Here is a 21,152-nt window from a genome sequence, read left to right as displayed (position 1 = left end):
CTCAGCCCTCCAGCCCCGCGGCGGCGCGTTTGGCCGCCAGCCGGTTTGCAAATTTTTCCGTGTCGATCAGCGCGCGCTGGTGGCGCCCCTCGCCGATCAGATCAATCCCGTCATGCGCCGAGACACGAAAGCCGAAGCGGCGCCCGTCAATCTCGGTCAGTTCCGCCGTCACCGTGACCACCTGCCCCGGCAGGGTGGGCGCCACATGGCTGAAATCGACGTGGATACCGAGGCTGTCCTCGCCGTCCTCGTAGTAGGGACGGATCACCTCGACACAGCCCCATTCCATCAGCCCGGTCATATAGGCGGTGGCGAAGACCGCGGGCATGGCCGGAAACGCCGCTTCCTCGGAGAACAGGGCGCGCACCGTGTGCCGCTCTGCCACCGTGAAGCGGTGCTCTGCCCGCGCCCCGATCTTCAGCCCGTCTTTCACTTGGCCGGCCCCTTCTCGTCGCCGGGCAGCACGTATTGCGCGCCTTCCCACGGAGAGAGGAAGTCGAACTGGCGGTATTCCTGGACCAGTTTCACCGGCTCATAGACGACGCGCTTCAGCGCCTCGTCATAGCGGACCTCGGTGTAGCCGGTCGTCGGGAAATCCTTGCGCAGCGGATAGCCGCGGAAGCCATAGTCGGTGAGGATCCGGCGCAGGTCGGGATGGCCCGAGAAGAGAATGCCGAACATGTCGAACACCTCACGCTCAAACCAGTTGGCACTGGGATGAACCGAGGTGATCGAGGGCACCATCTCATCCTCGCGCACGGCGATTTTCAGGCGGATGCGCTGGTTGGTGTACATCGACAGCAGGTGGTAGACCACGTCGAACCGCTCTGCCCGCTCAGGCAGATCGACGGCCGTGATATCAACGAGCGTCGAGAACTTGCAGGCGGCATCGGTGCGCAGCAGGTCAATCACGGCGACGATCTGCGCGGGCTGCACCTCGACCGTCAGCTCGCCAAAGGCGATCTGGGTCGCGAGCACGGCCTGCGGCAGCTTCAGCTGGACGTGATCTGCCAGTTGTTGCAGGGCTTCGGACATCTTCCCCTCCCTCAGCGGACCAGAGTGCCGGTACGGCGGATCTTCCGCTGCAGGGCCAGGATGCCGTACATCAGCGCCTCGGCCGTGGGCGGGCAGCCGGGGACGTAGATATCCACCGGAACCACGCGGTCGCATCCGCGCACCACCGAATAGCTGTAGTGATAGTAGCCGCCGCCATTGGCGCAGCTGCCCATCGAGATAACATACCGCGGCTCTGGCATCTGGTCATAGACCTTGCGCAGCGCAGGGGCCATCTTGTTGGTCAGCGTGCCCGCGACGATCATCACGTCGGACTGGCGCGGGCTGGCGCGCGGAGCAAAGCCATAACGCTCAACATCGTAGCGCGGCATAGCGGTGTGCATCATCTCGACCGCGCAGCAGGCCAGACCAAAGGTCATCCAGTGCAGGCTGCCCGTGCGGGCCCAGTTGATGATGTCTTCGGTCGAGGTCAGCAGAAAGCCCTTGTCCTGCAGGTCGCGATTCATCGCGGCCATGCCGGCATCAAGATCATTGGCCGCATGGTTGGCAGCAGTGCTCACGCCCATTCCAGCGCCCCTTTCTTCCATTCATAGGCAAAGCCCACGGTCAGCACGCCGAGGAACACGATCATCGACCAGAAGGCCACCATCGAGATCTCGCCAAAGGCCACCGCCCAAGGGAACAGGAAGGCCACTTCAAGGTCGAAGATGATGAACAGGATCGACACAAGGTAGAAGCGCACGTCGAACTTCATCCGGGCGTCGTCAAAGGCGTTGAAGCCACATTCGTAGGCCGAAACTTTTTCGGGATCCGGGTTGCGCACCGCCAGTACGACGGCGGCAAGGATCAGCACGAGTCCCAGGCCGACGGCAAGCGCGAGAAAGATAAGGATGGGAAGATACTCTCGGAGAAGTTCGTCCACGAGTGGCTCCTTCGGCTGACGGCGGGCAGGTTTGCCACGCTCGGCGGATCGTTGCTGGGTTCCGTTTACTCCCGCCCTTTGGCCGGGTCAACCGAAGGCCGCTGGAAAAACCCTCGTCGTTGCCGGGATTTCCGCCACTGTATGCTATGGTATGCAGAATTTGTCGCAGTTGCACCGCCCGGAATGCCGCAGCGCAGAACTCCCAATGGATTCTGTCGGAATTGCTCGCCGTGGCAATGTTTGCAACGCCGCCTCAGACAGCCCAGCCCGGACTGCGCTTTTCAAGAAACGCGGCGATGCCCTCGGCCGCTTCGGGGTCCTCCCAGCGGGCAATCAGAAGGGCGACGGTTTCCTCCAGCATGGCCGCATCAATGGCCGGAGACAGGCGCGCAACCAGCGACTTCGACGCCGCGACCGCGCCAGGGGCACAGGCAAGAAAAGGCCTCACATGGGCCTCAAGCGTCGCATCGAGATCATCCTGTGGTACGGACTCGGCCAAAAGACCAATGCGGGCGGCCTCGTTGGCATCAAACAGCCGGGCGGACAGGAAGTGCCGCCGCGCCGCGGCGCCACCAATCCGGGCGATGACGTAAGGCGAGATGGTTGCGGGGATCAGTCCAAGCTTGGTCTCAGTCAGGCCAAAGCGCGCATGATCGGCACCGATACAGGCGTCGCAGACGGACATGAGGCCCAGCCCCCCGCCATAGGCCGGCCCCTGCACCCTTCCGATCAGCGGCTTTGGCAGGGTATTCAGCGCGTTCAGCATCCCTGCCAGCGCCTTGGCGCCAGTTCGGCGGGCGTCCGGGCCACCCTCGATCTGATCCTTCATCCATGCAAGGTCGCCGCCCGCGCAGAAACTTTCGCCCTCGGCGGCAAGAACCACGACACGGACCTCGCGCGCAGCGGCCAGTAGGGCAGCCGCCTCGGTCAACTCAGCGATCATCTGCGCTGACATGGCATTGTGCCGCGCGGGGCGGTTCAGGGTCAGTCGGGCGATGCCGCGGGCATCCTGGGAAAGGGTCAGGGTCTCAAACATCTTGTCCTCGCGGGGTTCGCAGTCTGCGGGCAAAGGCGGCGGCTTCGGTCAGGATAGATGCATCAAGTCCGCTCTCGAAACCCAATTCGGCAAGGCGTAGCGCTACCGACTCGGTCGCCACATTTCCCGCAGCACCGGGAGCATAGGGACAACCACCAAGACCGCCGACCGCCGCATCAAAGGTGCGCAGGCCAAGATCCAGCGAGGCCTCGATATTCTCAAGCGCCCTGCCCCGCGTGTCGTGATAATGACCAGCGAGGCGATCCGCCGGCAACTCTGCCAACACTGCCTCCAGCATGGCGCGGATCGCGTCTGGCGTGCCATGGCCGATGGTCTCGCCAAGGCTGATCTCATGGCAGCCCAGATCGCGCATTTGCGCCACGACCCGAGCCACCTGTGCGGGCGGCGTCGGCCCGTCAAAGGGGCAATCCGTGACGACCGAGACATAGCCGCGCAGAGGGATGCCATCGGCACGCGCAGCCTCGGCCAGCGGCGCGAAGCGATCAAGGCTTTCTGCGATCGAGCAGTTCAGGTTCGCCCGGCTGAAGCCTTCTGATGCTGCGGCAAAGATCGACACCTCATCTGCCCGCGCGGCGCGCGCCGCCTGATAGCCCTTCAGGTTGGGCGTCAGCGCCGCGTAGTGGACACCGGGCGTGCGGGTGATACCGGCCATCACCTCGGCCGCATCGGCCATTTGCGGCACCCATTTCGCCGAGACAAAGCTCGTGACCTCGATCCGCTGGAAGCCCGCACGGCTAAGAAGATCGACAAGCGCGATCTTGTCCGCAGTCGGGATCAGCCGCGCCTCGTTCTGCAGCCCGTCACGGGGGCCGACCTCGACAATCTCGACCCGGTCGCCAGAAGCGGTCATGGCGCATCCTCGGCCAGCAGGATCAGCACAGCGCCCGCCTCGACCTGCGCGCCGGCATCCACCAGCACCTCGGCCACAACGCCGTCACGGGCGGCGGTCAGCGTGTGCTCCATCTTCATCGCCTCCAGCACGGCCAGCCGGTCACCGGCCTGCACGGCCTGCCCCGGCCCGACGAAGACCGCCTTCACAAGGCCCGGCATCGGCGAAACTGTGGCGTTCCCGGCAGCCCCTGTCACCGCGCCGCGCGCAAGCGGATCATGCGGTGCAAAGCTGAAGCACTGGCCCGCATCAAAGACGTGGATCTGGCCGCCTGCCTTGACCACCGGCAGGTCGGGCGGGGTGCATTCGTGTCCGTCGATCTCGATCCGGGGGCCACTTGGGGTCAGCAGCAATGTGCCAACCAGCGTTTCTTCGCCCCGGTCCAGCCTGATCTCGCGCCGCAGCGGCGACCACAAGGCAAAGCCCTGCAGTGGCGCCCCGGAAAGATCGGCCGCGGCGAGGAGCGCTGTCGCCTGAACCCCCGCCGATGCGGCCGGGACCTGCGCAAGTGCAGGCAGGTCCGCCTCGATCAGCCCGGTGTCGACATCACCGGCGGCAAAACGTGGATGCCGGGCCAAGGCGCCCAGAAAGGCAAGGTTCGTGGTGGTGCCCGCCACTTGCGTACCAGCGAGGGCACGTGAAAGCTGCTGCAGCGCCACCGCGCGGGTGGGCCCGTGCACGATGATCTTGGCGATCATCGGGTCATACCATGGGCTGATCACATCCCCCGCCCTGACGCCACTATCGGCGCGGGCCCCCGGCGGAAAGGCCAGATGGGCAATGCGCCCGGTTGCCGGCAAGAAGCCCGCAGGCACGTCTTCAGCATAGAGCCGTGCTTCAAAGGCATGGCCGTTGATCGCAAGCTGATCCTGTCGCAGCGGCAGCGGCTCGCCCGCCGCGACACGCAACTGCCATTCAACCAGATCGACCCCGGTGATCGCCTCGGTCACAGGATGCTCGACCTGAAGGCGAGTGTTCATCTCCATGAACCAGAAACGATCGGCACGCAGCCCGTCCGATGCATCGACAATGAACTCGATGGTGCCCGCACCGCTATATCCGATGGCGCGGGCCGCGCGCACAGCAGCCTCGCCCATCGCGGCGCGCATGGCGGGCGGCATGCCCGGTGCGGGGGCCTCTTCAATGACCTTCTGGTGGCGGCGTTGCAGCGAGCAGTCCCGCTCGTACAGATGAACGGCGTCGGTCCCGTCACCAAAGACCTGAACCTCGATGTGGCGCGGTTTTTCCACGAACTTCTCGATCAGCACGGCGTCATTGCCGAATGCAGTCGCGGCCTCACCACGCGCACTTTCCAGCGCGGACGCAAAGTCAGAGGGGTGCATGACCTTGCGCATCCCCTTGCCGCCGCCGCCTGCCACCGCCTTGATCAGCACAGGATAGCCGATCGCATCCGCAGCACCGGCCAGATGATCGGGGTCCTGATTGTCGCCATGATAGCCCGGCACGACCGGCACGCCTGCATCGGCCATCAGCCGTTTCGCGGCGTCTTTCAGCCCCATGGCGCGGATGGCCGATGCCGATGGGCCGATGAACCGAAGCCCCGCAGCCTCGACCGCGTCGACAAAGTCGGGGTTCTCGGACAGAAAGCCGTAGCCGGGATGGATCGCCTCGGCCCCGCTTGCCAGCGCGGCTGCGATGATCGCATCACCGCGCAGATAGCTGTCGCGCGGTGCAGGGCCACCGATGGCCAGAGCCTCATCGGCAGCGGCGACATGCGCAGCCCGCGCATCGGCCTCGGAATAAACCGCGACGGTTGCCACGCCCATCCGGCGGGCCGTGGCGATGATGCGGCAGGCAATCTCGCCCCGGTTGGCGATCAGGATCTTGCGGAACATCAGGTCACCTCTGTCAGCGGGGTTCGGGGTTCGGCGCGCATGCTCATGTCCGCAACCTTTCGCACCAGTCGATCCTGCGACCGCCGTCATAGGCCACGGCCAGCCCCTCGGCGATCAACGTCTCGGCCACATCCGTGCCGTTCAGCCGCAGGCGGATCAGGCGCCGTTGGTACTTGTCATGTCCAAGATCGGTGATGCCGGGTTGCGCGCCCTGAACAAGCTTGCGCAACCGATCGGTCGCCCGCGCCCCAAGCGCCGCCTCCTCAGCACAGACCGCATCGCGGGTTTCCGGGGTGTCGAGGCCCACGATCCGCGCGCGTTCCCGCCGACCTCCGCAGATCAACTCGACCGTGTCGCCATCGTAGACATGCCCCAGACGACAGCCCGCATCAGACAACCCCTCGTAGGGTGCAAAAGTCTGCGCCACGGCCCAAAGCGCCATGACCAGCAGCACGAGATATGTGAACAGATCGGCTGACATCCGGCGCCCCATCACATGCGGAACACGCCAAAGCGCGTCGGTTCAATCGGTGCATTCAACGCGGCCGAGAGGCTGAGCGCGAGAACAGCCCGTGTCTTGCGCGGATCGATGATGCCGTCATCCCAAAGCCGCGCGGTTGCATAAAGTGGGTGGCTCTGCCGCTCGAACATCTCGATCGTGGGGCGCTTGAATTCGGCCTCGTCCTCGGCGCTCCATGTGCCGCCGCTGCGCTCGATCCCCTCGCGCTTGACCGTGGCAAGAACGCCCGCTGCCTGTTCGCCCCCCATGACGCTGATGCGGCTGTTGGGCCAGGTCCAGAGGAACCGCGGCTGATAGGCCCGCCCCGCCATGCCATAGTTCCCCGCGCCGAAGCTGCCCCCCACAAGCATGGTGATCTTGGGCACATTGGTCGAGGCGACCGCCGTCACCATCTTGGCCCCATGGCGCGCGATGCCTTCGTTTTCATACTTCCGGCCAACCATGAAGCCTGTGATGTTCTGCAGGAAAGCCAAGGGGATATTACGCTGACTGCACAGTTCGATGAAATGCGCGCCCTTGATGGCAGCCTCAGAAAACAGCACGCCATTGTTGGCAACGATGCCGACCGGGCATCCCACTACATGCGCAAAGCCCGTGACCAGAGTTTCGCCAAAGCGCGGCTTGAACTCGTCAAAGCGGCTGGCGTCGACGACGCGGGCGATGACCTCGCGGATGTCATAGGGGGTGCGCAGATCGGCGGGGACAAGGCCCAGGATTTCGTCGGGGTCATAGGCCGGGTCTTCGGCCGCCTGCCACTGCACCGACGCGGGCCGCGCCCGGTTCAGGTGGCTTACCGCGCGTCGCGCAAGGGCAAGCGCATGGGCATCATCCTCGGCCAGATAGTCCGCGACGCCGGAAAGTCGGGTGTGCACATCACCGCCGCCCAGATCCTCGGCGCTGACCACCTCGCCCGTCGCGGCGCGAACCAGGGGCGGACCCGCCAGAAAGATCGTCCCCTGCTCTTTCACGATGATCGTCACATCCGACATCGCGGGAACATAGGCCCCGCCTGCAGTGCAGGACCCCATCACCACCGCAATCTGCGGGATACCCGCCGCCGACATGCGCGCCTGATTATAGAAGATGCGGCCAAAATGGTCTCGGTCGGGAAAGACCTCGTCCTGATTGGGCAGGTTGGCACCGCCGCTGTCGACCAGATAAACACAAGGCAGATGACATTCCTGCGCGATTTCCTGTGCCCGCAGGTGCTTTTTCACTGTCATCGGATAGTAGGTGCCACCCTTCACCGTGGCATCATTGGCCAGCACCATCACCTCTTGCCCATGCACCCGGCCGATACCGGCGATCAGTCCCGCCCCCGGCGCCGCGCCGTGATACATCCCATGCGCCGCCATGGCCCCGATCTCGAGGAAGGGTGATCCGGGATCGAGCAGGTTCGCCACCCGGTCGCGTGGGGCCATCTTGCCGCGCGAGACATGCCGCGCCATGGCCTGCGGCCCGCCCCCCGCCGCGGCATGTGTGGCGGCTTGCTCCACCGTCGCCAGCATCGCAAGATGCGCCGCCCTGTTGGCGCGGAAGCTGTCCGATCCGGTCAGGACCCCAGAGGCGAGTTTCATGCTAGTCTCCCTTCGGATTCTGGCGGGCAAGTTGCGCCATGGCGCGCAGCGTCGACAGGTGCATCGCGGCGTTGAAATACTGGCAGTCCGCCGCGTCGAGGCCGTCCGGTGGGCACCCCGTATCCAAGGCCCCCGCCGCATCAAATCCCGCCAGTTCGCGCCCGTAGGTCGCCTTGGCCGCAGGTTCGCCGCCGATCGTTTCAGGCAGCGCGGCGCGCAGCTCATGCGCTTTCGCCATGACCGCGGCAGAGGCCTCGCGCAGGCAGGTTTCCGGTGACTCGGTTTCGCGGCAGAGCGCCGGAGGAAGGCCCAGACAGCGATCCTGTTCGGCAGAAAGGCCAGTGATCGCGACCCCGTCACCCTGAGCCACGCCAACCTCATGGCGCGCATCAGCGGTGGCGAGACAGTCCACGGCAAGTCCCGGCGCCACATTTTCAGCATTCATGATCGACGCAGGCCACAAAAGTCCGATCACGACCGAAACCAACGCCAGACGCAAAGATCCATTCATGAAACATCTATTCCTTTCATAGACTTGCGCGCCAGAATGCCGCACCTGCATTCACGCTGGAATTGATGCAGATCAAGGTTTTGACGTCCGCCTCGGACGCAGGTTCGCAGCGGTCAAAACAATGAGAATACTCATGAGAACGCTTCTTCTTGCCTGTCTCGCAACCGCCTCCTTGGCCGCGCCCTCGCTCGCTCAATCCGCCGGGGATATGACCCTGGGGTTCGGCGTCGGTTACGTGTCCCCGAAGGATGGCAACGGCACGGTCGCTGGCGCCGAGGTCGATATCGACAGCAACGCCCGTCCGATCATCACCTTTGAATACTTCTTCCGCGACAATGTCGGTGTCGAGGTTCTGGGCGCCTTGCCGTTCAAACATGACATCAACCTTGGCGGAACCAAGATCGGCACTACCAAGCACCTGCCCCCGACCGTGTCGATCAACTGGCACATCCCGACCGGTGGCCCGCTGACCCCGTTTGTCGGCGTTGGCCTGAACTACACGACCTTCTTCGAGGACCGCTCGCCCCTTGGCGATCTGGAAATTGACGACAGCTTCGGGCTTGCAGCGACCCTGGGCCTTGACTACGCCGTCAGCGAGAAAGGCGCCGTGCGCTTTGACCTGCGCTACATCGACATTGACAGCGACGTCAAACTCGACGGCGTCAAGGTTGGCGAGGTCGAGGTTGATCCGCTGGTCGCCAGCATCTCTTACGTCTGGAAGTTCTGATCCGTCCATCGCGTTTTCCCCGGACGGGCAGAAGGGTGCGAAGGGGGGTGGGCCATGCCTGCCCCCCTTTTTCATGGTGCGCGCCAGATTGCCCGGCATGGCCTAGCCCATCCCCACCAGCTCGCGCCCGATCAGCATTCGGCGGATCTCGCTGGTGCCGGCGCCGATCTCCATCAGCTTTGCATCGCGGAACAGGCGGCTTACGGTCGAATCGTTCAGGAACCCCGCCCCGCCAAGCGCCTGCACGGCCTGATGCGCCTGCACCATCGCCTGTTCGCTGGCATAGAGCACACAGCCCGCCGCATCAGCGCGCGTGACCTCGCCGCGGTCGCAGGCGCGCGCGGCCTCATAGACATAGGCGCGGGCCGAGTTCAGCGCGACATACATATCGGCGATCTTGGCCTGCATCAGCTGGAAGTTCCCGATCGGCTGGCCAAACTGCTGGCGCTCGCGTGCATAGGGCAGCACCTCATCAAGGCAGGCCGCAATGATGCCGGTGCCGATGCCCGACAGCACGACCCGCTCAAAATCAAGGCCAGACATCAGCACCTTCACGCCACGCCCCTCTTCCCCCAGGACGTTTTCGAAGGGGACCTCGCAGTCGTCGAAGATCAGCTCGCCCGTGTTCGACCCGCGCATGCCCAGCTTGTCGAAATGCGGGCTGGTCGAGAACCCCTTGAACCCCCATTCGATGATAAAGGCGGTGATGCCGCGTGCGCCGGCCTCGGGATCGGTCTTGGCATATACGATCAGCGTATCGGCATCAGGGCCATTGGTGATCCAGTACTTGCTGCCATTCAGCAGGTAGTGGTCATTGCGCCGCTCTGCCCGCAGCTTCATGCCCACTACATCCGAGCCCGCGCCCGGCTCGCTCATGGCAAGGGCGCCGACATGCGTGCCCGCCACAAGGCCGGGCAGATAGCGCGCCTTCTGGGCCGCGTTGCCGTTCAGCTTCAGCTGGTTCACGCACAGGTTGGAATGCGCGCCGTAGGACAGCGCGACCGAGGCCGAGGCGCGCGCGATCTCCTCAATGGCGACGACATGCGCCAGATAGCCCATTCCGGCGCCACCGTATTCTTCGGGGACGGTCACGCCCAATAGCCCAAGTTCGCCCATCTCTGCCCAGAGGGCAGCGGGAAACTGGTTGGTCCGGTCCACCTCGGCCGCGATCGGCTTCAGCCGGTCCTGCGCCCAGGCGTGAACCATGTCGCGCATGGCCGCGATATCCTCGCCCAGATCGAACCGCATGGGTGATGTGAACATGGCCCCTCCCCAAGGATTTGAACACTTGTTCATTTAAGCGTCATCAGCTGAGTCGCGTCAAGCCCCTTGCAGGCACCCGCCCGATCCCCCAGCTTGAAATCGTCAAAGCAGGAGGGACGAGAATGCGCATCATCTGGCTCGCGGTGGCATTGGCAGCGCTGTCGCATGCCGCCGCTGCTGAACAGGTTGGTGAGGTCGGCGTCGACTGGGTCGGCAACGATATCATCATCGAGGCCTTCGAGGACCCCAAGGTCAAGGGCGTGACCTGCCATCTGGCCTATTTCGACCGCTCTGTCGTTGACCGGCTAAGCCAGGGCAACTGGTTCGAGGATCCGAGCTATTCGGCCGTGGACTGCAGCCAGACCGGCCCGATCACCCTTGGCGATATCGACACAGGCGACAGCGGCGAAGAGGTTTTCAGCGAAGGCCGGTCGCTGATCCTGAAATCGCTCAAGGTCACGCGGATCCTTGATGCGAAGAACAATGCCCTCGTCTATCTGGGGCATGCCAGCGAATTGACCCAAGGGTCGGGCAAGATGTCGCTGTCGGTCGTGTCCCTTGGTGGCGCGGCCCCCTGAGGCGGAAGAGGACTGCGTGAAAGAGCTGCTCAAAGGGCTTTCGGCCGAGTCGCCGGTGCTGATTGCTGGGCCGACGGCCTCGGGCAAGTCGGCGCTGGCGTCCGAAATCGTGGCCCATCAGGGCGGTGTGATCGTGAATGCCGACGCGCTGCAGGTCTATGACTGCTGGCGCGTGTTGACCGCCCGTCCTTCGGCCGAAGAAGAGGCAGCACTTCCCCACAGGCTCTACGGCCACGTCGGCGCGCATCAGACCTATTCGGTAGGCCACTGGCTGCGCGACGTGACCGGCGTTCTGAAACAAGGCCAGCGGCCGGTAATCGTGGGGGGGACCGGGCTCTACTTCATGGCCCTGACCGAAGGGCTGGCCGAGATCCCGCCCATTCCTGCGCAGGTGCGCGCCATGGGCGATACACTGCGCACATCAGACCCTTCGGCACTGGTAGCCGCGCTTGATCCGGAAACGGCGGCGCGCACCGACCTGAAGAACCTCGCGCGGGTCCAGCGGGCATGGGAGGTGCTGCAGGCAACCGGCCGGGGCCTTGCCGATTGGCAGCGCGAAACGCCCGCCCCGCTTCTGCCGCGCATGGCATGCGCGGCCTTTGTCTTTCGCCCGGCGGTCGACTGGCTGAGCGCCCGTATCGACCGGCGGTTTGATCTGATGATGGCCGCGGGCGCGCTCGAGGAGGCCCGTGCAGCCCTGCCCGACTGGGACCCGACGCTGCCCTCATCCCGTGCAATTGGCGCGCCAGAGTTGATCGCCCATCTTCGGGGTGACATCCCTCTGGATCGTGCGGTCGAGGCCGCGAAGCTTGCCTCTCGGCAATATGCCAAGCGGCAACGCACATGGTTCCGTGCCCGGATGGGCGATTGGACAGCCGTTGACCCCGGCGCGTGACAATCCCGGGAAGCGTTTGCAAAACCGTGACTTGCACGCCGCAGTTGAGAAATCATTCGGCCGCACTCTCTTGCAACCACATTCGCGCCATGTTCCCAAGTTTTCGCTTGGGTCAACCCGCGTCTCGGGTTTATCTGTGTCGAGGCACCCTCGGATCAACCGGGGGCTTTCAGGATGGACCGCCGGAATCAATCGATGGACGACCAGAGCCAAACCTCGCAAATGCGTCTTGTGGCGATCCCGCGTCTGGCGGCTGGCGGTCGCTGGCGGGTTGAGGCGATGCGCGCTTATTCCGAGGCATGCCTGCTGTGGTTCACCAAGGGTCAGGGCCGCATCACCGTGGCCGGGCTGACGCGCGGCTATACGGCCCATAACGCGATCTTCATTCCCGCGGGCGTCATGCACGGGTTCGAGGTCGGGCCGCAGGTCTTCGGTACTGCGGTTTTCTTTGGTCGTGACTGCGCGGTGACCCTGCCGAAAGAGCCGCACCATCTGCGCATCCGCGAAACCTTTGTTGCGCAAGAGCTGAACGTGACACTTGATGCCATTGGCCGCGAGCTGGTGTCGGAAAGCCCCGCCAATGATCGCGCCGCTCAGGCCCATCTCGGGCTTCTGGGTGTGTGGCTGGAGCGGCAGATCGCCAAGGCAGGACCGGACGCGCAGCGCCCGGATGCCTCAAAGCGGCTGGTCGCACGTTATACTGCGCTTCTGGAGAAAGAGTTCCGTTCGGGAATGGGCGTGGCCGAGTTCGCAGCCCGCCTTGGCGTGACGCCCACCCATCTGACGCGCTGCTGCAATCAGGCCTGCGGACGCCCGGCGTCGGCCCTGCTTCATGATCGCCTGATTTTTGAGGCGCGCCGACTGCTTTCGGAAACCGACCTGCCGGTGAACATCATCGCCGACAGCCTCGGCTTCACCTCGCCCGCCTACTTCACCCGCGCCTTCCAGCATCAGGTGGGAAAGTCGCCAACGGCGTTCCGACGGACGAAGTAATCAGGCTTCCTCGACCACGATATGGGGCCACGCGGCCGCAAATTGCGCAATCCAGCGGTCCTGCGGCCATGGGATCACCTCGGCGTCGAACCAGAACTGCCGGTTGCCCTCAAGGTCGAACAGGCTGATATGGTCATCGCCGTCGCCGTTCCGCTTGATGCGGATCCGGCTGATCCGGGTCGGATGGATGCGCCCTTCCTGCCGTGAGGACCGGGCCGTGCGGTTCTGCCACCACGTCAGCTCGCCGGTCTCGGGATCAATCCGGCTGCCCCGGCGCGTGTTCGTCAGAATCTGCCCCGCCCCCATCAGCGTGACAAAGAACCCCACCCATTTTGCGACCGGCACCAGCCAAGGCGCACATTCGCCATCGGACGAGCAGTTGGCCGCGGGATCGACCGTCAGCCCGGCTGAAAGAAAGGCCACCCCTACGGCAAACATCATCCAGTGCCGCAGGTCGGTGCGTGCGCTGCGCTCGTAGGGCGGAATCGTGGCTGGCCGAATCGCGGGCGTGGTCGTCATGGCCCAAATCTGGCGCGTGATCGCGCCAAATCTGTGACGTTCAGTCCTTGCGCCCCTCGATATGCTTGCGCAGGCGCGAGGGGGTACGGAACTTGTTCGCGTTCTTGAAGGGGTTTTTCTCCCCTTGCCCACGGAAAGTGATCCGAATTGGGGTGCCCGGCATGTCGAAATGATCGCGCAGGCCATTGACCAGATAGCGCCGATAGCTTTCGGGCATCAGATCGGGATGGCTGCACATCACCACAAACCCCGGCGGGCGCGTCTTGACCTGCGTCATGTAGCGCAGCTTGATCCGCTTGCCACCGGGTGCGGGCGGCGGGTGCGCTTCGGTCATGGCGCCAAGCCAGCTGTTCAGGCGCGCCGTAGTGATGCGGCGGTTCCAGACGTCATGTGCCTTGAGGATTGCGGCATGCAGACGATCCAGCCCGCGACCGGTCTTGGCCGAAACGGTCACCAGAGGCGCCCCGCGAAGCTGCGGCAGAAGGCGCTCGAACATCTCTTTGAGTTCCGCAAGCTTTTCCTGCTTGTCGCCTTCCAGATCCCATTTGTTCACCGCAACGACGACAGCGCGGCCCTCGGTCTCGGCGAAGTCGGCAATGCGCAGGTCCTGCTGTTCGAACGGGATCTCCACGTCCAGCAGCACGACAACAACCTCGGCAAAGCGCACGGCGCGCAGACCGTCGGCGACCGACAGCTTTTCAAGCTTGTCGCTGATCCGCGCCTTCTTGCGCATCCCGGCGGTGTCGAAAATCCGTGTAGGTGTGCCGAACCACGTGCTGCGAACCGAGATCGCGTCACGGGTGATGCCCGCCTCGGGGCCGGTCAGCAGCCGGTCCTCACCGATGATCTTGTTGATCAGCGTCGATTTTCCGGCGTTCGGGCGCCCGATGACCGCGATTTGCAGCGGGTGCCGCTCGGTGGGCTTGTGGGCGTTTTCATCCGCTTCAAGCTCTGCCTCTTCCTCGGACACGTCCACATCGACGATGGGGGCGTCCTGGGCCGCACGCTCCTCGAACCCTTCACCGATGGGCTTGAGGATGTGGTACAGGTCATCCATCCCCTCGCCATGTTCGGCAGAAAGGCGGACAGGCTCACCAAGTCCAAGGCTCCAAGCCTCGATGGCACCGGCGTCGCCTGCCTTGCCCTCGGCCTTGTTCACGCCAAGGATCACATGGGCGTTCTTGCGGCGCAGAATATCGGCGAACACCTCGTCCGACGGGGTGACGCCAACCCGGCCATCGATCAGAAACAGGCAGATATCTGCCATTTCCACCGCGCGCTCCGTCAGTCGTCGCATCCGGCCCTGCAGACTATCGTCGGTCACCTCTTCAAGGCCGGCGGTGTCGATCACGGTGAAACGCATGTCGAAGAGCTTTGCATCGCCCTCGCGCAGGTCGCGCGTAACGCCGGGCTGGTCATCGACCAGCGCCAGCTTCTTGCCGACCAGACGGTTGAACAGGGTCGATTTGCCGACGTTCGGGCGGCCGACAATGGCGAGTGTAAAGGTCATCCTGCCCTCCGGGGGCGCATCAACGGGTCAAGCCGGTGCGGATACACCGGAATGGCGTCAACGGAAAGCGTGAAGTTGACCGTTGCCGCCCACGATGAACAAGAGGCCACCCGCCAGCGCCGGCTGTGCAGCCGCGCCGCCCGGAATTTCCGCCGTTCCGACCAGCGCCCCGCTTTGGGGCGAGAAGAACCGCACGAGCCCGTCGCCAGAGGCGACGACGATCCGCCCGCCTGCAAGAAGCGGTCCATAATGCGCCGTGATCGCCAGGCGCTTCTTGGGCTTTTCCTTCTCGAAATACGGCAGGTCGGCGCGCCAAATCACGGCCCCGGTCGAGGCGTCAAGCCGCACAAGCTCTGCCTGATCGTTCACAAGGAAAAGCGATCCGCCAACCGGCAGCACCGGCGCCAGCGCACCCTCGTCTGCGGTCCAGAGCGTTTCACCCGATTGCGACAGCGCATAGGTCTTGCCGGCAGCGTTGCCCGCGTAGATCACATCGCCTGCAACGACAGGATCTGCCGTTACATCGGTGATCACCGCATAGGCCCGGCCCAGACGGTTGCCGACGATCTGCGCCTTCCAGCTTTCGATGCCGCCGGTCTTGAGCACGGCACGCAACTCACCCGAGACGTTCGGCAACAGCACAAGGCGATCCGTGACGGCAGGTGCGGAAGATCCCACCATACCCGTTCCGCCGGTCGTGCCGGACAACTGCCAGCGCACCTTGCCATCCCGCGCATCGACGGCCCATCCGGCACTGTCGCGCCCGACCACATAGACGAGATCCCCGTCGACGGCTGGTGCACCGGCGACCGAAGCACCAAGCTGCTGCCGCCACAGCACCCCGCCCGAGGCCGGGTCAACCGCAATCAGCTCGCCATAGCCCGTCGCCACGAAAACGCGGCCCGCGCCATAGGCGATGCCGCCGCCCGAAACCTCGGACGCACGGTCGCCCACCGGGGTCAGGTCGGACGCCCAGAGGGGCGCACCCGAAGTCGAGGTGGCATGCAGCCCCATGTTTGCATCAAGCGTGAATACCCGCCCGCCCGCGACGACCGGTGCCGCCGTGATGCGGTTGCGGCGTGACGAAGCAGAGCCGATGTCGGCGCTCCACACGCGCTGCGGCGCGGCGCTCAGACTGCCATGCGGCGGCAGGTGACGGGCATTGCCGCCACGCTGCGGCCAGTCGGCATTGGCCCCTGCGGCCGGCAACGTGATCGGAACCGACTGATTGACCCGCACCGCCAGGGGATCTGACGGATTCGGATTTGCAGCCGTCGGAATGCTGTCGTCCAGCGGCGCACGCGTGCTGAAGCGCTCGCCCGGCAGGATTTCTTCTTTTTCGCAGGCGGCAAGCAGCGCCACCAGCGCCAGAAGCGAGATCGCGGATTTCGAGGAAAGCACGTTCAACAACTCCATCCAGGGCCGATCAGCAGTCTGCCGGCATCAACCGGCAGCAATCTCGCCGCCGAGGGCAATAATCATCTGGCGGGCGCGGGCACGAAGCGACTGCGTCGCCTCCTGATCCTGCAACAGCGCCTCAAGACCCTTGATGGCATCGGCGGTCTTGCCCTCTTCGACCAGAAGATAGGCAAGCTGTTCGGCGGCCAGGGTACGGAACGTGCCGCCCGGGCGGGCGAGCGATTCCAAGGCGGCCCGACGGTCGGCAAGGGCGAGGTCCTTGCCCTGCACCAGGACCCGGCGCAAGGTCGCCAGATCACGCCATGCCTGCGGCGCCTTGGCATCGGCCTCAACGCGCGCCAGCGCCGCAAGCGTCGCCTCGCGGTCCTCGGCCGGGTCGGTCGCCTTCATCATGTCAAGAATCATGGCGTGGTCGCCGGTTGCCTGAATCTGGTCCAGCGCGGCCCGACGCTCGGCCGGGGTCTGCAGCTCGGTCGCAGCCATGACGGCATCGCCAAAGGCCTTCGCAGCCGTTTCGGCGCTGGATTTGCGCCATTCGGTCCAGGCCGTACCGCCCACGACGCCCAGCACGATCAACACGCCGATCCAGCCGTATTTGCGGAATGCCGCATACAGCTTGTCGCGGCGCACCTCTTCAGTGACCTCGTCAATGAAGCTTTCGGGGTTGCTCAAGGGCTCTCTCCCATCGTTTGCCCCGTCTTACACGCAAGGCAAAGCCCTTGCCAAGCCCCGAGCCTGAGGCGCGGCTGACCAGAAGGGGTCAGGCCGCTTCGGCTTCGTCCTCTTCCGCGACCTGCAGCGCCCACATTGCTGCGTACCGTCCGCCACGGGCCAGCAGGTCGTCATGCGTGCCCTCTTCGATCACGCGGCCTGCATCCAGAACCACGATGCGGTCGCTGTCTGCGATCGTCGACAGGCGGTGCGCGATGGTAATGACGGTTCGCCCCTGCCCCATCTCGCGCAGCGCCTGCTGGATGTCGCTTTCCGTCTGGGTATCGAGCGCCGAGGTCGCCTCGTCCAGAAGCAGGATCGGCGGGTTTTTCAAAAGCGTCCGCGCGATGCCGACACGCTGCTTTTCTCCGCCCGAAAGCTTCAGGCCACGCTCGCCCACGGTCGTCTGATAGCCGTCGGGCAGTGACAGGATGAAGTCATGGATCTTCGCGGCGCGCGCGGCGCCCTCAACCTCTTCGCGGCTCGCCTCGGGGCGGCCATAGGCGATGTTGTAATAGATCGTATCGTTGAAAAGCACGGTATCCTGCGGCACCACACCGATGGCACCATGCAGACTGTCTTGCGTGATATCACGGATATCCTGCCCATCGATCGTGACCCGACCACCGGTCACGTCATAAAAGCGGAACAGCAACCGCCCGATGGTGGACTTGCCCGACCCCGAATGGCCGACCAGCGCAACCGTCTGCCCCGAGGGCACGTCGAGCGTGATCCCCTTCAGGATCGGGCGTTCAGCATCATAGGAAAAGCGCACGTCCTCTAAGCGGACATGACCGCCGGTCACGCGCAGTGCAGATGCACCAGGCTTGTCCACGATCTCGGCCGGTTGGGCGAGCAGGCCGAACATCTGGCCCATGTCGACCAGCGCCTGACGGATTTCACGATAGACAGTGCCCAGGAAGTTCAGCGGCATGGTGATCTGGATCATGTAGGCGTTGACCATGACGAAATCGCCAACCGTCAGCAGTTTTGCCTGCACGCCAAGCGCCGCCATGACCATGACCGCCACCAGACCCGAGGTGATGATGAAGGACTGCCCCGCGTTCAGGAACGAGAGCGAAAGCCCCGTCTTCACGGCTGCGGCCTCATACCCCTCCATCGCGCGGTCATAGCGGGCCGCTTCCCGTTTCGCGGCGCCAAAATAGCGCACGGTTTCAAAGTTCAGAAGCGAATCGATCGCCTTCTGGTTGGCATCATTGTCCTGATCATTCATCTTGCGCCGGATCGCCACGCGCCATTCGGTGACCTTGAATGTAAAGGTCACATAGACAGCAATCGTCAGCACCACCACGGCCATGTATTGCCAGCCGAAAAGCACCGCGAAGATCACCGACACCATGGCCAGTTCAAGAAACAGCGGCCCGATCGAGAAGAGCATGAAGCGTAGAAGGAAGTCGACGCCCTTCACCCCGCGCTCGATGATCCGGCTCAATCCCCCGGTTTTGCGCGTGATGTGATAGCGCAGCGACAGGCGATGGATATGCGTGAACGTCTCAAGCGCCAGTTTGCGCAGGGCGCGCTGGCCCACGCGCACGAAAATCGCATCGCGCAACTCGCCAAAGATCACCGCGCCAAGCCGGGCCATCCCATAGGCCACGGTCAGCGCCACGGCGGTCAACCCCATCAGCATCGCATCCGATGGCGCATCGCCCGCCAGCTTGTCGACGGCCGCCTTGTAGAAGAACGGCGTCGAGACCGAGACGATCTTGGCCAGCGTCAGCATGGCCAAAGCCGCGACGACGCGGCGCTTCACCCAGCCCTCACCTTTGGGCCAGAGATAGGGCAGCACACGGCGGATGGTCTCGCGGCCGGTGGTCGAGGGCACGTCAGAACTGGCAGAATCGGAGGGGCGGCTCATTTCGGCATCCTTGCCTTGCCCTGTTGATCCGGGGTCAAGGCTGGGGTATCAGGGGTTAATTCAACGTTTCACGAGTAGTTGAAACATGGAGCGAAGTAAAGTCCTCTCGGCGCTGTCGGCGCTGGCCCATGAATCCCGGCTTGATCTGGTGCGCCTGCTGGTGCCCCGGGGCAAGGAAGGATTGCCCGCGGGCGAAATTGCCCGCGCACTGGGCCTGTCGGCCTCCCGCCTGTCGTTCCATCTGGCGGCACTTGAGCAGGCCGGACTTATCCGGTCTCGCAAGGTGTCGCGCAACGTGATCTATTCGGTCGATCTGGCCGGCATCGGTGGCGCGATATCCTACCTGCTTGCCGATTGCTGCATGGACCACCCCGAGGTGCTGGCCTGCTGTGGCGCCTCGGCCCACCGTGCGCTGCACCTTGTGGCCGAGGGCGAAGAAGTGCCGCGGATCACTGATCCGGAATCGTGAAGACCTGCCCCGGATAGATCAGGTCGGGGTCGCCGATCTGTTCCTTGTTCGCCTCGAACACTTTCACATACATCACGCCATCCCCAAGCTTTTCACGCGCGATCTGCCACAGGGTGAAGCCCGGCTGCACGGTGACGCTAACCGGCGCTACAGGGGCCGGAGCGGGCGCTGCCGCCGGCTCGGTTGGGCTGCGCGGCACCGGCACACCTGCTGCGGCCGCAGGCTTCATCGCGGCGGCAAGCGCCTCGGGCGTTTCGCGCTGGAACGGGGTTTCAAACCGCGAGGTAACTTTACCCTCAGCATCGATCTGGTCGGCGCGCAGCTGATAGACTCCCGGCGCCACGTCGCGCAGCACGCTGACCCAAGTGCCATTGCCCGCCACAAGGGCGTCGGCCACGCCGGTATTGTTCAGGTAAAGCCGCACTGTCGCGGTAGGTGCGCCCACACCCGAAAGCTGCACGGCCCCGTCGGGCGTATAGGCTATGGCGGCAATCGTGACAGCACCGGGCGCGGCCTGCGCCGCCCCCTGCAGGACGGTCGCGCCCTGATCTGACAACAGGATCGCGGTCGGCGGCGCTGGCGCGGGCGCATCCGCCACGCTGGCCGTCGCCGTCTCGCCCCCCTCAGGTGCGACGGGTTCCGGCGCGACGGTGGGGGAAAGCACAACCGTGTCATTCGATGCCACGGGCTCTGGCCCGAGTGTCATCAGATCAAGCGCCCGCGCGGCATCCGATGTGGGCAGATCGAACATCGATACGAAATTGCCCGCCGCATCGGCCGTGGCGCGCGCGATTTCCTTGCCGTCGACCCGCAAAGAGACCTCGGCCCCCGGATCTGCACGCCCGGCCACGACCGCATCACCATCCGGCGACACGCGTACCGTATCAAACGTCGGTGCCGAGGTTTCCGCTGCGGCCGGAGGCTGGGCTGATGGTGCCTTGGCCGCAGCAGGCGCCGTCGGCTGAACGGCAGGGCTGGTGTCTGCGGCCTGCGAGTCCGTGGCGGGCTCAACGGGCGCGGGCGCCTGCTGCATGTACCAGACCAGACCGGCCACGGCGACCGCTCCGGCGCCCAGAATTGCGGCGCCAGTCGCGCCCCCGAATGGCTTTGCATCTGCCATGTCTTCCCCCTTCCGGTGCTCTTTTATGGCACCGCTTTCCTTGACACAGGAACCCGGTTACAGCTTTGAACGCAACAGCTTTCCGAGGGTCCCATGTCGATGCGCCATTCCGTCTGTGTCTTCTGCGGCTCACGCAACGGCGCCCGCCCGTCCTATGTCGAGGCCGCGCGCGCAACCGGCACGATGCTCGCCCAAGAGGGCTGGCGGCTGGTCTATGGCGCCGGGGACATCGGCCTGATGGGAGAGGTGGCCCGCGCCGCCATGGCCGCAGGGGGCGAGGCGATGGGCATTATCCCGACGCATCTTCTGGGTAAAGAGGTGGGCAAGCGCGACCTTACCCATTTCGTGATCACCGAGAACATGCATGAACGCAAGAAAGTGATGTTCATGAATTCGGACGCGATCGTCGTCCTGCCGGGGGGCGCCGGAACGCTGGATGAGTTCTTCGAGGTTCTGACATGGGCGCAGATCGGCCTGCACAAGAAGCCGATTTTCACTCTGAATACAGATGGTTACTGGACGCCCCTCATTCATCTTGTCGACCATGTCATTGCCGAGGGTTTTGCTGACGCCAGCATGCGCGCCCTGTTCCGCGACGTCCCTGATGTAGAGGCCCTGCGCCAGTCGATGCGCGCGGCACTCGCCTGAAGCACGCCTGTTTTGCACTTGCATCGCCATAAATTCCAACTAATTTGGTCGGGTAATTTCAACTTCCCCGCGGCG

23 protein-coding genes are annotated in these 21,152 nt (G+C 64.4%); 6 read left to right on the top strand and 17 right to left on the bottom strand.

Going from position 1 to position 21,152, the window contains the following annotated elements:
- Position 1: 1 nt before the first annotated feature.
- From FQU74_RS05255 to FQU74_RS05210, 10 genes are all read right to left on the bottom strand, one after another.
- Positions 2 to 433: a thioesterase family protein gene (locus FQU74_RS05255; protein WP_146285366.1), complete on the bottom strand. Its 432-nt coding sequence runs from the start codon at positions 431 to 433 to the stop codon at positions 2 to 4.
- Complete coding sequence (locus FQU74_RS05250; protein ID WP_146285365.1) at positions 430 to 1,035, bottom strand: NADH-quinone oxidoreductase subunit C; 606 nt, start codon at positions 1,033 to 1,035, stop codon at positions 430 to 432. The genes FQU74_RS05255 and FQU74_RS05250 overlap by 4 nt, the downstream gene beginning before the upstream one ends.
- A gap of 11 nt (positions 1,036 to 1,046) precedes the next feature.
- Positions 1,047 to 1,580, bottom strand: a complete 534-nt coding sequence (locus tag FQU74_RS05245) for a NuoB/complex I 20 kDa subunit family protein (RefSeq protein ID WP_146285364.1) — start codon at positions 1,578 to 1,580, stop codon at positions 1,047 to 1,049.
- Positions 1,571 to 1,936: an NADH-quinone oxidoreductase subunit A gene (locus FQU74_RS05240; RefSeq protein WP_146285363.1), complete on the bottom strand. Its 366-nt coding sequence runs from the start codon at positions 1,934 to 1,936 to the stop codon at positions 1,571 to 1,573. The genes FQU74_RS05245 and FQU74_RS05240 overlap by 10 nt, the downstream gene beginning before the upstream one ends.
- Positions 1,937 to 2,189: 253 nt before the next feature.
- On the bottom strand, positions 2,190 to 2,972 hold the full coding sequence (locus tag FQU74_RS05235) for a crotonase/enoyl-CoA hydratase family protein (RefSeq protein WP_146285362.1): 783 nt from the start codon (positions 2,970 to 2,972) through the stop codon (positions 2,190 to 2,192).
- On the bottom strand, positions 2,965 to 3,843 hold the full coding sequence (locus FQU74_RS05230) for a hydroxymethylglutaryl-CoA lyase (protein ID WP_146285361.1): 879 nt from the start codon (positions 3,841 to 3,843) through the stop codon (positions 2,965 to 2,967). Before FQU74_RS05230 ends, FQU74_RS05235 begins: the two co-directional genes overlap by 8 nt.
- On the bottom strand, positions 3,840 to 5,738 hold the full coding sequence (locus FQU74_RS05225) for an acetyl/propionyl/methylcrotonyl-CoA carboxylase subunit alpha (RefSeq protein ID WP_146285360.1): 1,899 nt from the start codon (positions 5,736 to 5,738) through the stop codon (positions 3,840 to 3,842). The genes FQU74_RS05230 and FQU74_RS05225 overlap by 4 nt, the downstream gene beginning before the upstream one ends.
- 43 nt (positions 5,739 to 5,781) lie before the next feature.
- The gene (locus FQU74_RS05220) at positions 5,782 to 6,219 is read right to left on the bottom strand and encodes a thermonuclease family protein (RefSeq protein ID WP_206664997.1); all 438 of its coding nucleotides are present in this window, start codon (positions 6,217 to 6,219) and stop codon (positions 5,782 to 5,784) included.
- A gap of 11 nt (positions 6,220 to 6,230) precedes the next feature.
- On the bottom strand, positions 6,231 to 7,835 hold the full coding sequence (locus tag FQU74_RS05215) for a carboxyl transferase domain-containing protein (protein ID WP_146285359.1): 1,605 nt from the start codon (positions 7,833 to 7,835) through the stop codon (positions 6,231 to 6,233).
- Between the two features lies 1 nt (position 7,836).
- Entirely contained in the window at positions 7,837 to 8,346 is a 510-nt protein-coding gene (locus FQU74_RS05210) for a hypothetical protein (protein ID WP_146285358.1), read from the bottom strand.
- Between the two features lie 133 nt (positions 8,347 to 8,479).
- Between FQU74_RS05210 and FQU74_RS05205 the strand changes: the two genes are divergently transcribed.
- Positions 8,480 to 9,073: an OmpW/AlkL family protein gene (locus tag FQU74_RS05205; RefSeq protein WP_373288989.1), complete on the top strand. Its 594-nt coding sequence runs from the start codon at positions 8,480 to 8,482 to the stop codon at positions 9,071 to 9,073.
- A 102-nt stretch (positions 9,074 to 9,175) separates the two neighbouring features.
- Here the strand turns inward: FQU74_RS05205 and FQU74_RS05200 are convergent, their stop codons facing one another.
- On the bottom strand, positions 9,176 to 10,336 hold the full coding sequence (locus tag FQU74_RS05200) for an isovaleryl-CoA dehydrogenase (RefSeq protein WP_146285356.1): 1,161 nt from the start codon (positions 10,334 to 10,336) through the stop codon (positions 9,176 to 9,178).
- Between the two features lie 122 nt (positions 10,337 to 10,458).
- Here FQU74_RS05200 and FQU74_RS05195 point away from each other — a divergent pair, with 122 nt between their 5' ends.
- From FQU74_RS05195 to FQU74_RS05185, 3 genes are all read left to right on the top strand, one after another.
- On the top strand, positions 10,459 to 10,914 hold the full coding sequence (locus FQU74_RS05195; RefSeq protein WP_146285355.1) for a CreA family protein: 456 nt from the start codon (positions 10,459 to 10,461) through the stop codon (positions 10,912 to 10,914).
- A 16-nt stretch (positions 10,915 to 10,930) separates the two neighbouring features.
- Positions 10,931 to 11,809, top strand: coding sequence for a tRNA (adenosine(37)-N6)-dimethylallyltransferase MiaA (miaA, locus tag FQU74_RS05190; protein ID WP_146285354.1), 879 nt, complete (start codon positions 10,931 to 10,933; stop codon positions 11,807 to 11,809).
- 195 nt (positions 11,810 to 12,004) lie between these two features.
- A complete protein-coding gene (locus tag FQU74_RS05185) occupies positions 12,005 to 12,802 on the top strand; it encodes a helix-turn-helix domain-containing protein (RefSeq protein ID WP_146285353.1) in 798 nt (265 codons plus the stop codon).
- Here the strand turns inward: FQU74_RS05185 and FQU74_RS05180 are convergent, their stop codons facing one another.
- The 5 genes from FQU74_RS05180 to FQU74_RS05160 form a co-directional block, all read right to left on the bottom strand.
- Positions 12,803 to 13,321, bottom strand: coding sequence for a hypothetical protein (locus tag FQU74_RS05180; protein WP_146285352.1), 519 nt, complete (start codon positions 13,319 to 13,321; stop codon positions 12,803 to 12,805).
- A 40-nt stretch (positions 13,322 to 13,361) separates the two neighbouring features.
- A complete protein-coding gene (der, locus tag FQU74_RS05175) occupies positions 13,362 to 14,831 on the bottom strand; it encodes a ribosome biogenesis GTPase Der (protein ID WP_146285351.1) in 1,470 nt (489 codons plus the stop codon).
- A 57-nt stretch (positions 14,832 to 14,888) separates the two neighbouring features.
- On the bottom strand, positions 14,889 to 16,247 hold the full coding sequence (locus tag FQU74_RS05170) for an outer membrane protein assembly factor BamB family protein (protein WP_146285350.1): 1,359 nt from the start codon (positions 16,245 to 16,247) through the stop codon (positions 14,889 to 14,891).
- Positions 16,248 to 16,274: 27 nt separating this feature from the next.
- Positions 16,275 to 16,922: a tetratricopeptide repeat protein gene (locus FQU74_RS05165; protein ID WP_146285349.1), complete on the bottom strand. Its 648-nt coding sequence runs from the start codon at positions 16,920 to 16,922 to the stop codon at positions 16,275 to 16,277.
- A gap of 88 nt (positions 16,923 to 17,010) precedes the next feature.
- Complete coding sequence (locus FQU74_RS05160) at positions 17,011 to 18,840, bottom strand: ABCB family ABC transporter ATP-binding protein/permease (protein WP_146285348.1); 1,830 nt, start codon at positions 18,838 to 18,840, stop codon at positions 17,011 to 17,013.
- Between the two features lie 85 nt (positions 18,841 to 18,925).
- Between FQU74_RS05160 and FQU74_RS05155 the strand changes: the two genes are divergently transcribed.
- Entirely contained in the window at positions 18,926 to 19,309 is a 384-nt protein-coding gene (locus FQU74_RS05155; RefSeq protein ID WP_146285347.1) for an ArsR/SmtB family transcription factor, read from the top strand.
- Here the strand turns inward: FQU74_RS05155 and FQU74_RS05150 are convergent.
- Entirely contained in the window at positions 19,290 to 20,429 is a 1,140-nt protein-coding gene (locus tag FQU74_RS05150) for a LysM peptidoglycan-binding domain-containing protein (RefSeq protein ID WP_146285346.1), read from the bottom strand. The two genes, FQU74_RS05155 and FQU74_RS05150, sit on opposite strands and share 20 nt — an antisense overlap.
- 93 nt (positions 20,430 to 20,522) lie before the next feature.
- Between FQU74_RS05150 and FQU74_RS05145 the strand changes: the two genes are divergently transcribed.
- Positions 20,523 to 21,077, top strand: a complete 555-nt coding sequence (locus FQU74_RS05145; RefSeq protein WP_146285345.1) for an LOG family protein — start codon at positions 20,523 to 20,525, stop codon at positions 21,075 to 21,077.
- Positions 21,078 to 21,152: the final 75 nt, after the last annotated feature.

Source organism: Gemmobacter aquaticus (genome assembly GCF_007859075.1).
Taxonomy (GTDB): Bacteria; Pseudomonadota; Alphaproteobacteria; order Rhodobacterales; family Rhodobacteraceae; genus Gemmobacter; species Gemmobacter aquaticus.
This window is presented reverse-complemented; position numbering and strand designations above follow the sequence as displayed.

What these genes read in the sequence shown, in the direction of transcription:
- FQU74_RS05170 (WP_146285350.1), bottom strand. Translation starts at nt 16,247, where the DNA reads ATGGAGTTGTTGAACGTGCTTTCCTCGAAATCCGCGATCTCGCTTCTG.
- FQU74_RS05250 (WP_146285365.1), bottom strand. Translation starts at nt 1,035, where the DNA reads ATGTCCGAAGCCCTGCAACAACTGGCAGATCACGTCCAGCTGAAGCTG.
- der (WP_146285351.1), bottom strand. Translation starts at nt 14,831, where the DNA reads ATGACCTTTACACTCGCCATTGTCGGCCGCCCGAACGTCGGCAAATCG.
- FQU74_RS05225 (WP_146285360.1), bottom strand. Translation starts at nt 5,738, where the DNA reads ATGTTCCGCAAGATCCTGATCGCCAACCGGGGCGAGATTGCCTGCCGC.
- FQU74_RS05235 (WP_146285362.1), bottom strand. Translation starts at nt 2,972, where the DNA reads ATGTTTGAGACCCTGACCCTTTCCCAGGATGCCCGCGGCATCGCCCGA.
- FQU74_RS05220 (WP_206664997.1), bottom strand. Translation starts at nt 6,219, where the DNA reads ATGTCAGCCGATCTGTTCACATATCTCGTGCTGCTGGTCATGGCGCTT.
- FQU74_RS05150 (WP_146285346.1), bottom strand. Translation starts at nt 20,429, where the DNA reads ATGGCAGATGCAAAGCCATTCGGGGGCGCGACTGGCGCCGCAATTCTG.
- FQU74_RS05145 (WP_146285345.1), top strand. Translation starts at nt 20,523, where the DNA reads ATGTCGATGCGCCATTCCGTCTGTGTCTTCTGCGGCTCACGCAACGGC.
- FQU74_RS05180 (WP_146285352.1), bottom strand. Translation starts at nt 13,321, where the DNA reads ATGACGACCACGCCCGCGATTCGGCCAGCCACGATTCCGCCCTACGAG.
- FQU74_RS05245 (WP_146285364.1), bottom strand. Translation starts at nt 1,580, where the DNA reads ATGGGCGTGAGCACTGCTGCCAACCATGCGGCCAATGATCTTGATGCC.
- FQU74_RS05230 (WP_146285361.1), bottom strand. Translation starts at nt 3,843, where the DNA reads ATGACCGCTTCTGGCGACCGGGTCGAGATTGTCGAGGTCGGCCCCCGT.
- FQU74_RS05205 (WP_373288989.1), top strand. Translation starts at nt 8,480, where the DNA reads ATGAGAACGCTTCTTCTTGCCTGTCTCGCAACCGCCTCCTTGGCCGCG.
- FQU74_RS05200 (WP_146285356.1), bottom strand. Translation starts at nt 10,336, where the DNA reads ATGTTCACATCACCCATGCGGTTCGATCTGGGCGAGGATATCGCGGCC.
- FQU74_RS05185 (WP_146285353.1), top strand. Translation starts at nt 12,005, where the DNA reads ATGGACGACCAGAGCCAAACCTCGCAAATGCGTCTTGTGGCGATCCCG.
- FQU74_RS05210 (WP_146285358.1), bottom strand. Translation starts at nt 8,346, where the DNA reads ATGAATGGATCTTTGCGTCTGGCGTTGGTTTCGGTCGTGATCGGACTT.
- FQU74_RS05215 (WP_146285359.1), bottom strand. Translation starts at nt 7,835, where the DNA reads ATGAAACTCGCCTCTGGGGTCCTGACCGGATCGGACAGCTTCCGCGCC.
- FQU74_RS05195 (WP_146285355.1), top strand. Translation starts at nt 10,459, where the DNA reads ATGCGCATCATCTGGCTCGCGGTGGCATTGGCAGCGCTGTCGCATGCC.
- FQU74_RS05160 (WP_146285348.1), bottom strand. Translation starts at nt 18,840, where the DNA reads ATGAGCCGCCCCTCCGATTCTGCCAGTTCTGACGTGCCCTCGACCACC.
- FQU74_RS05155 (WP_146285347.1), top strand. Translation starts at nt 18,926, where the DNA reads ATGGAGCGAAGTAAAGTCCTCTCGGCGCTGTCGGCGCTGGCCCATGAA.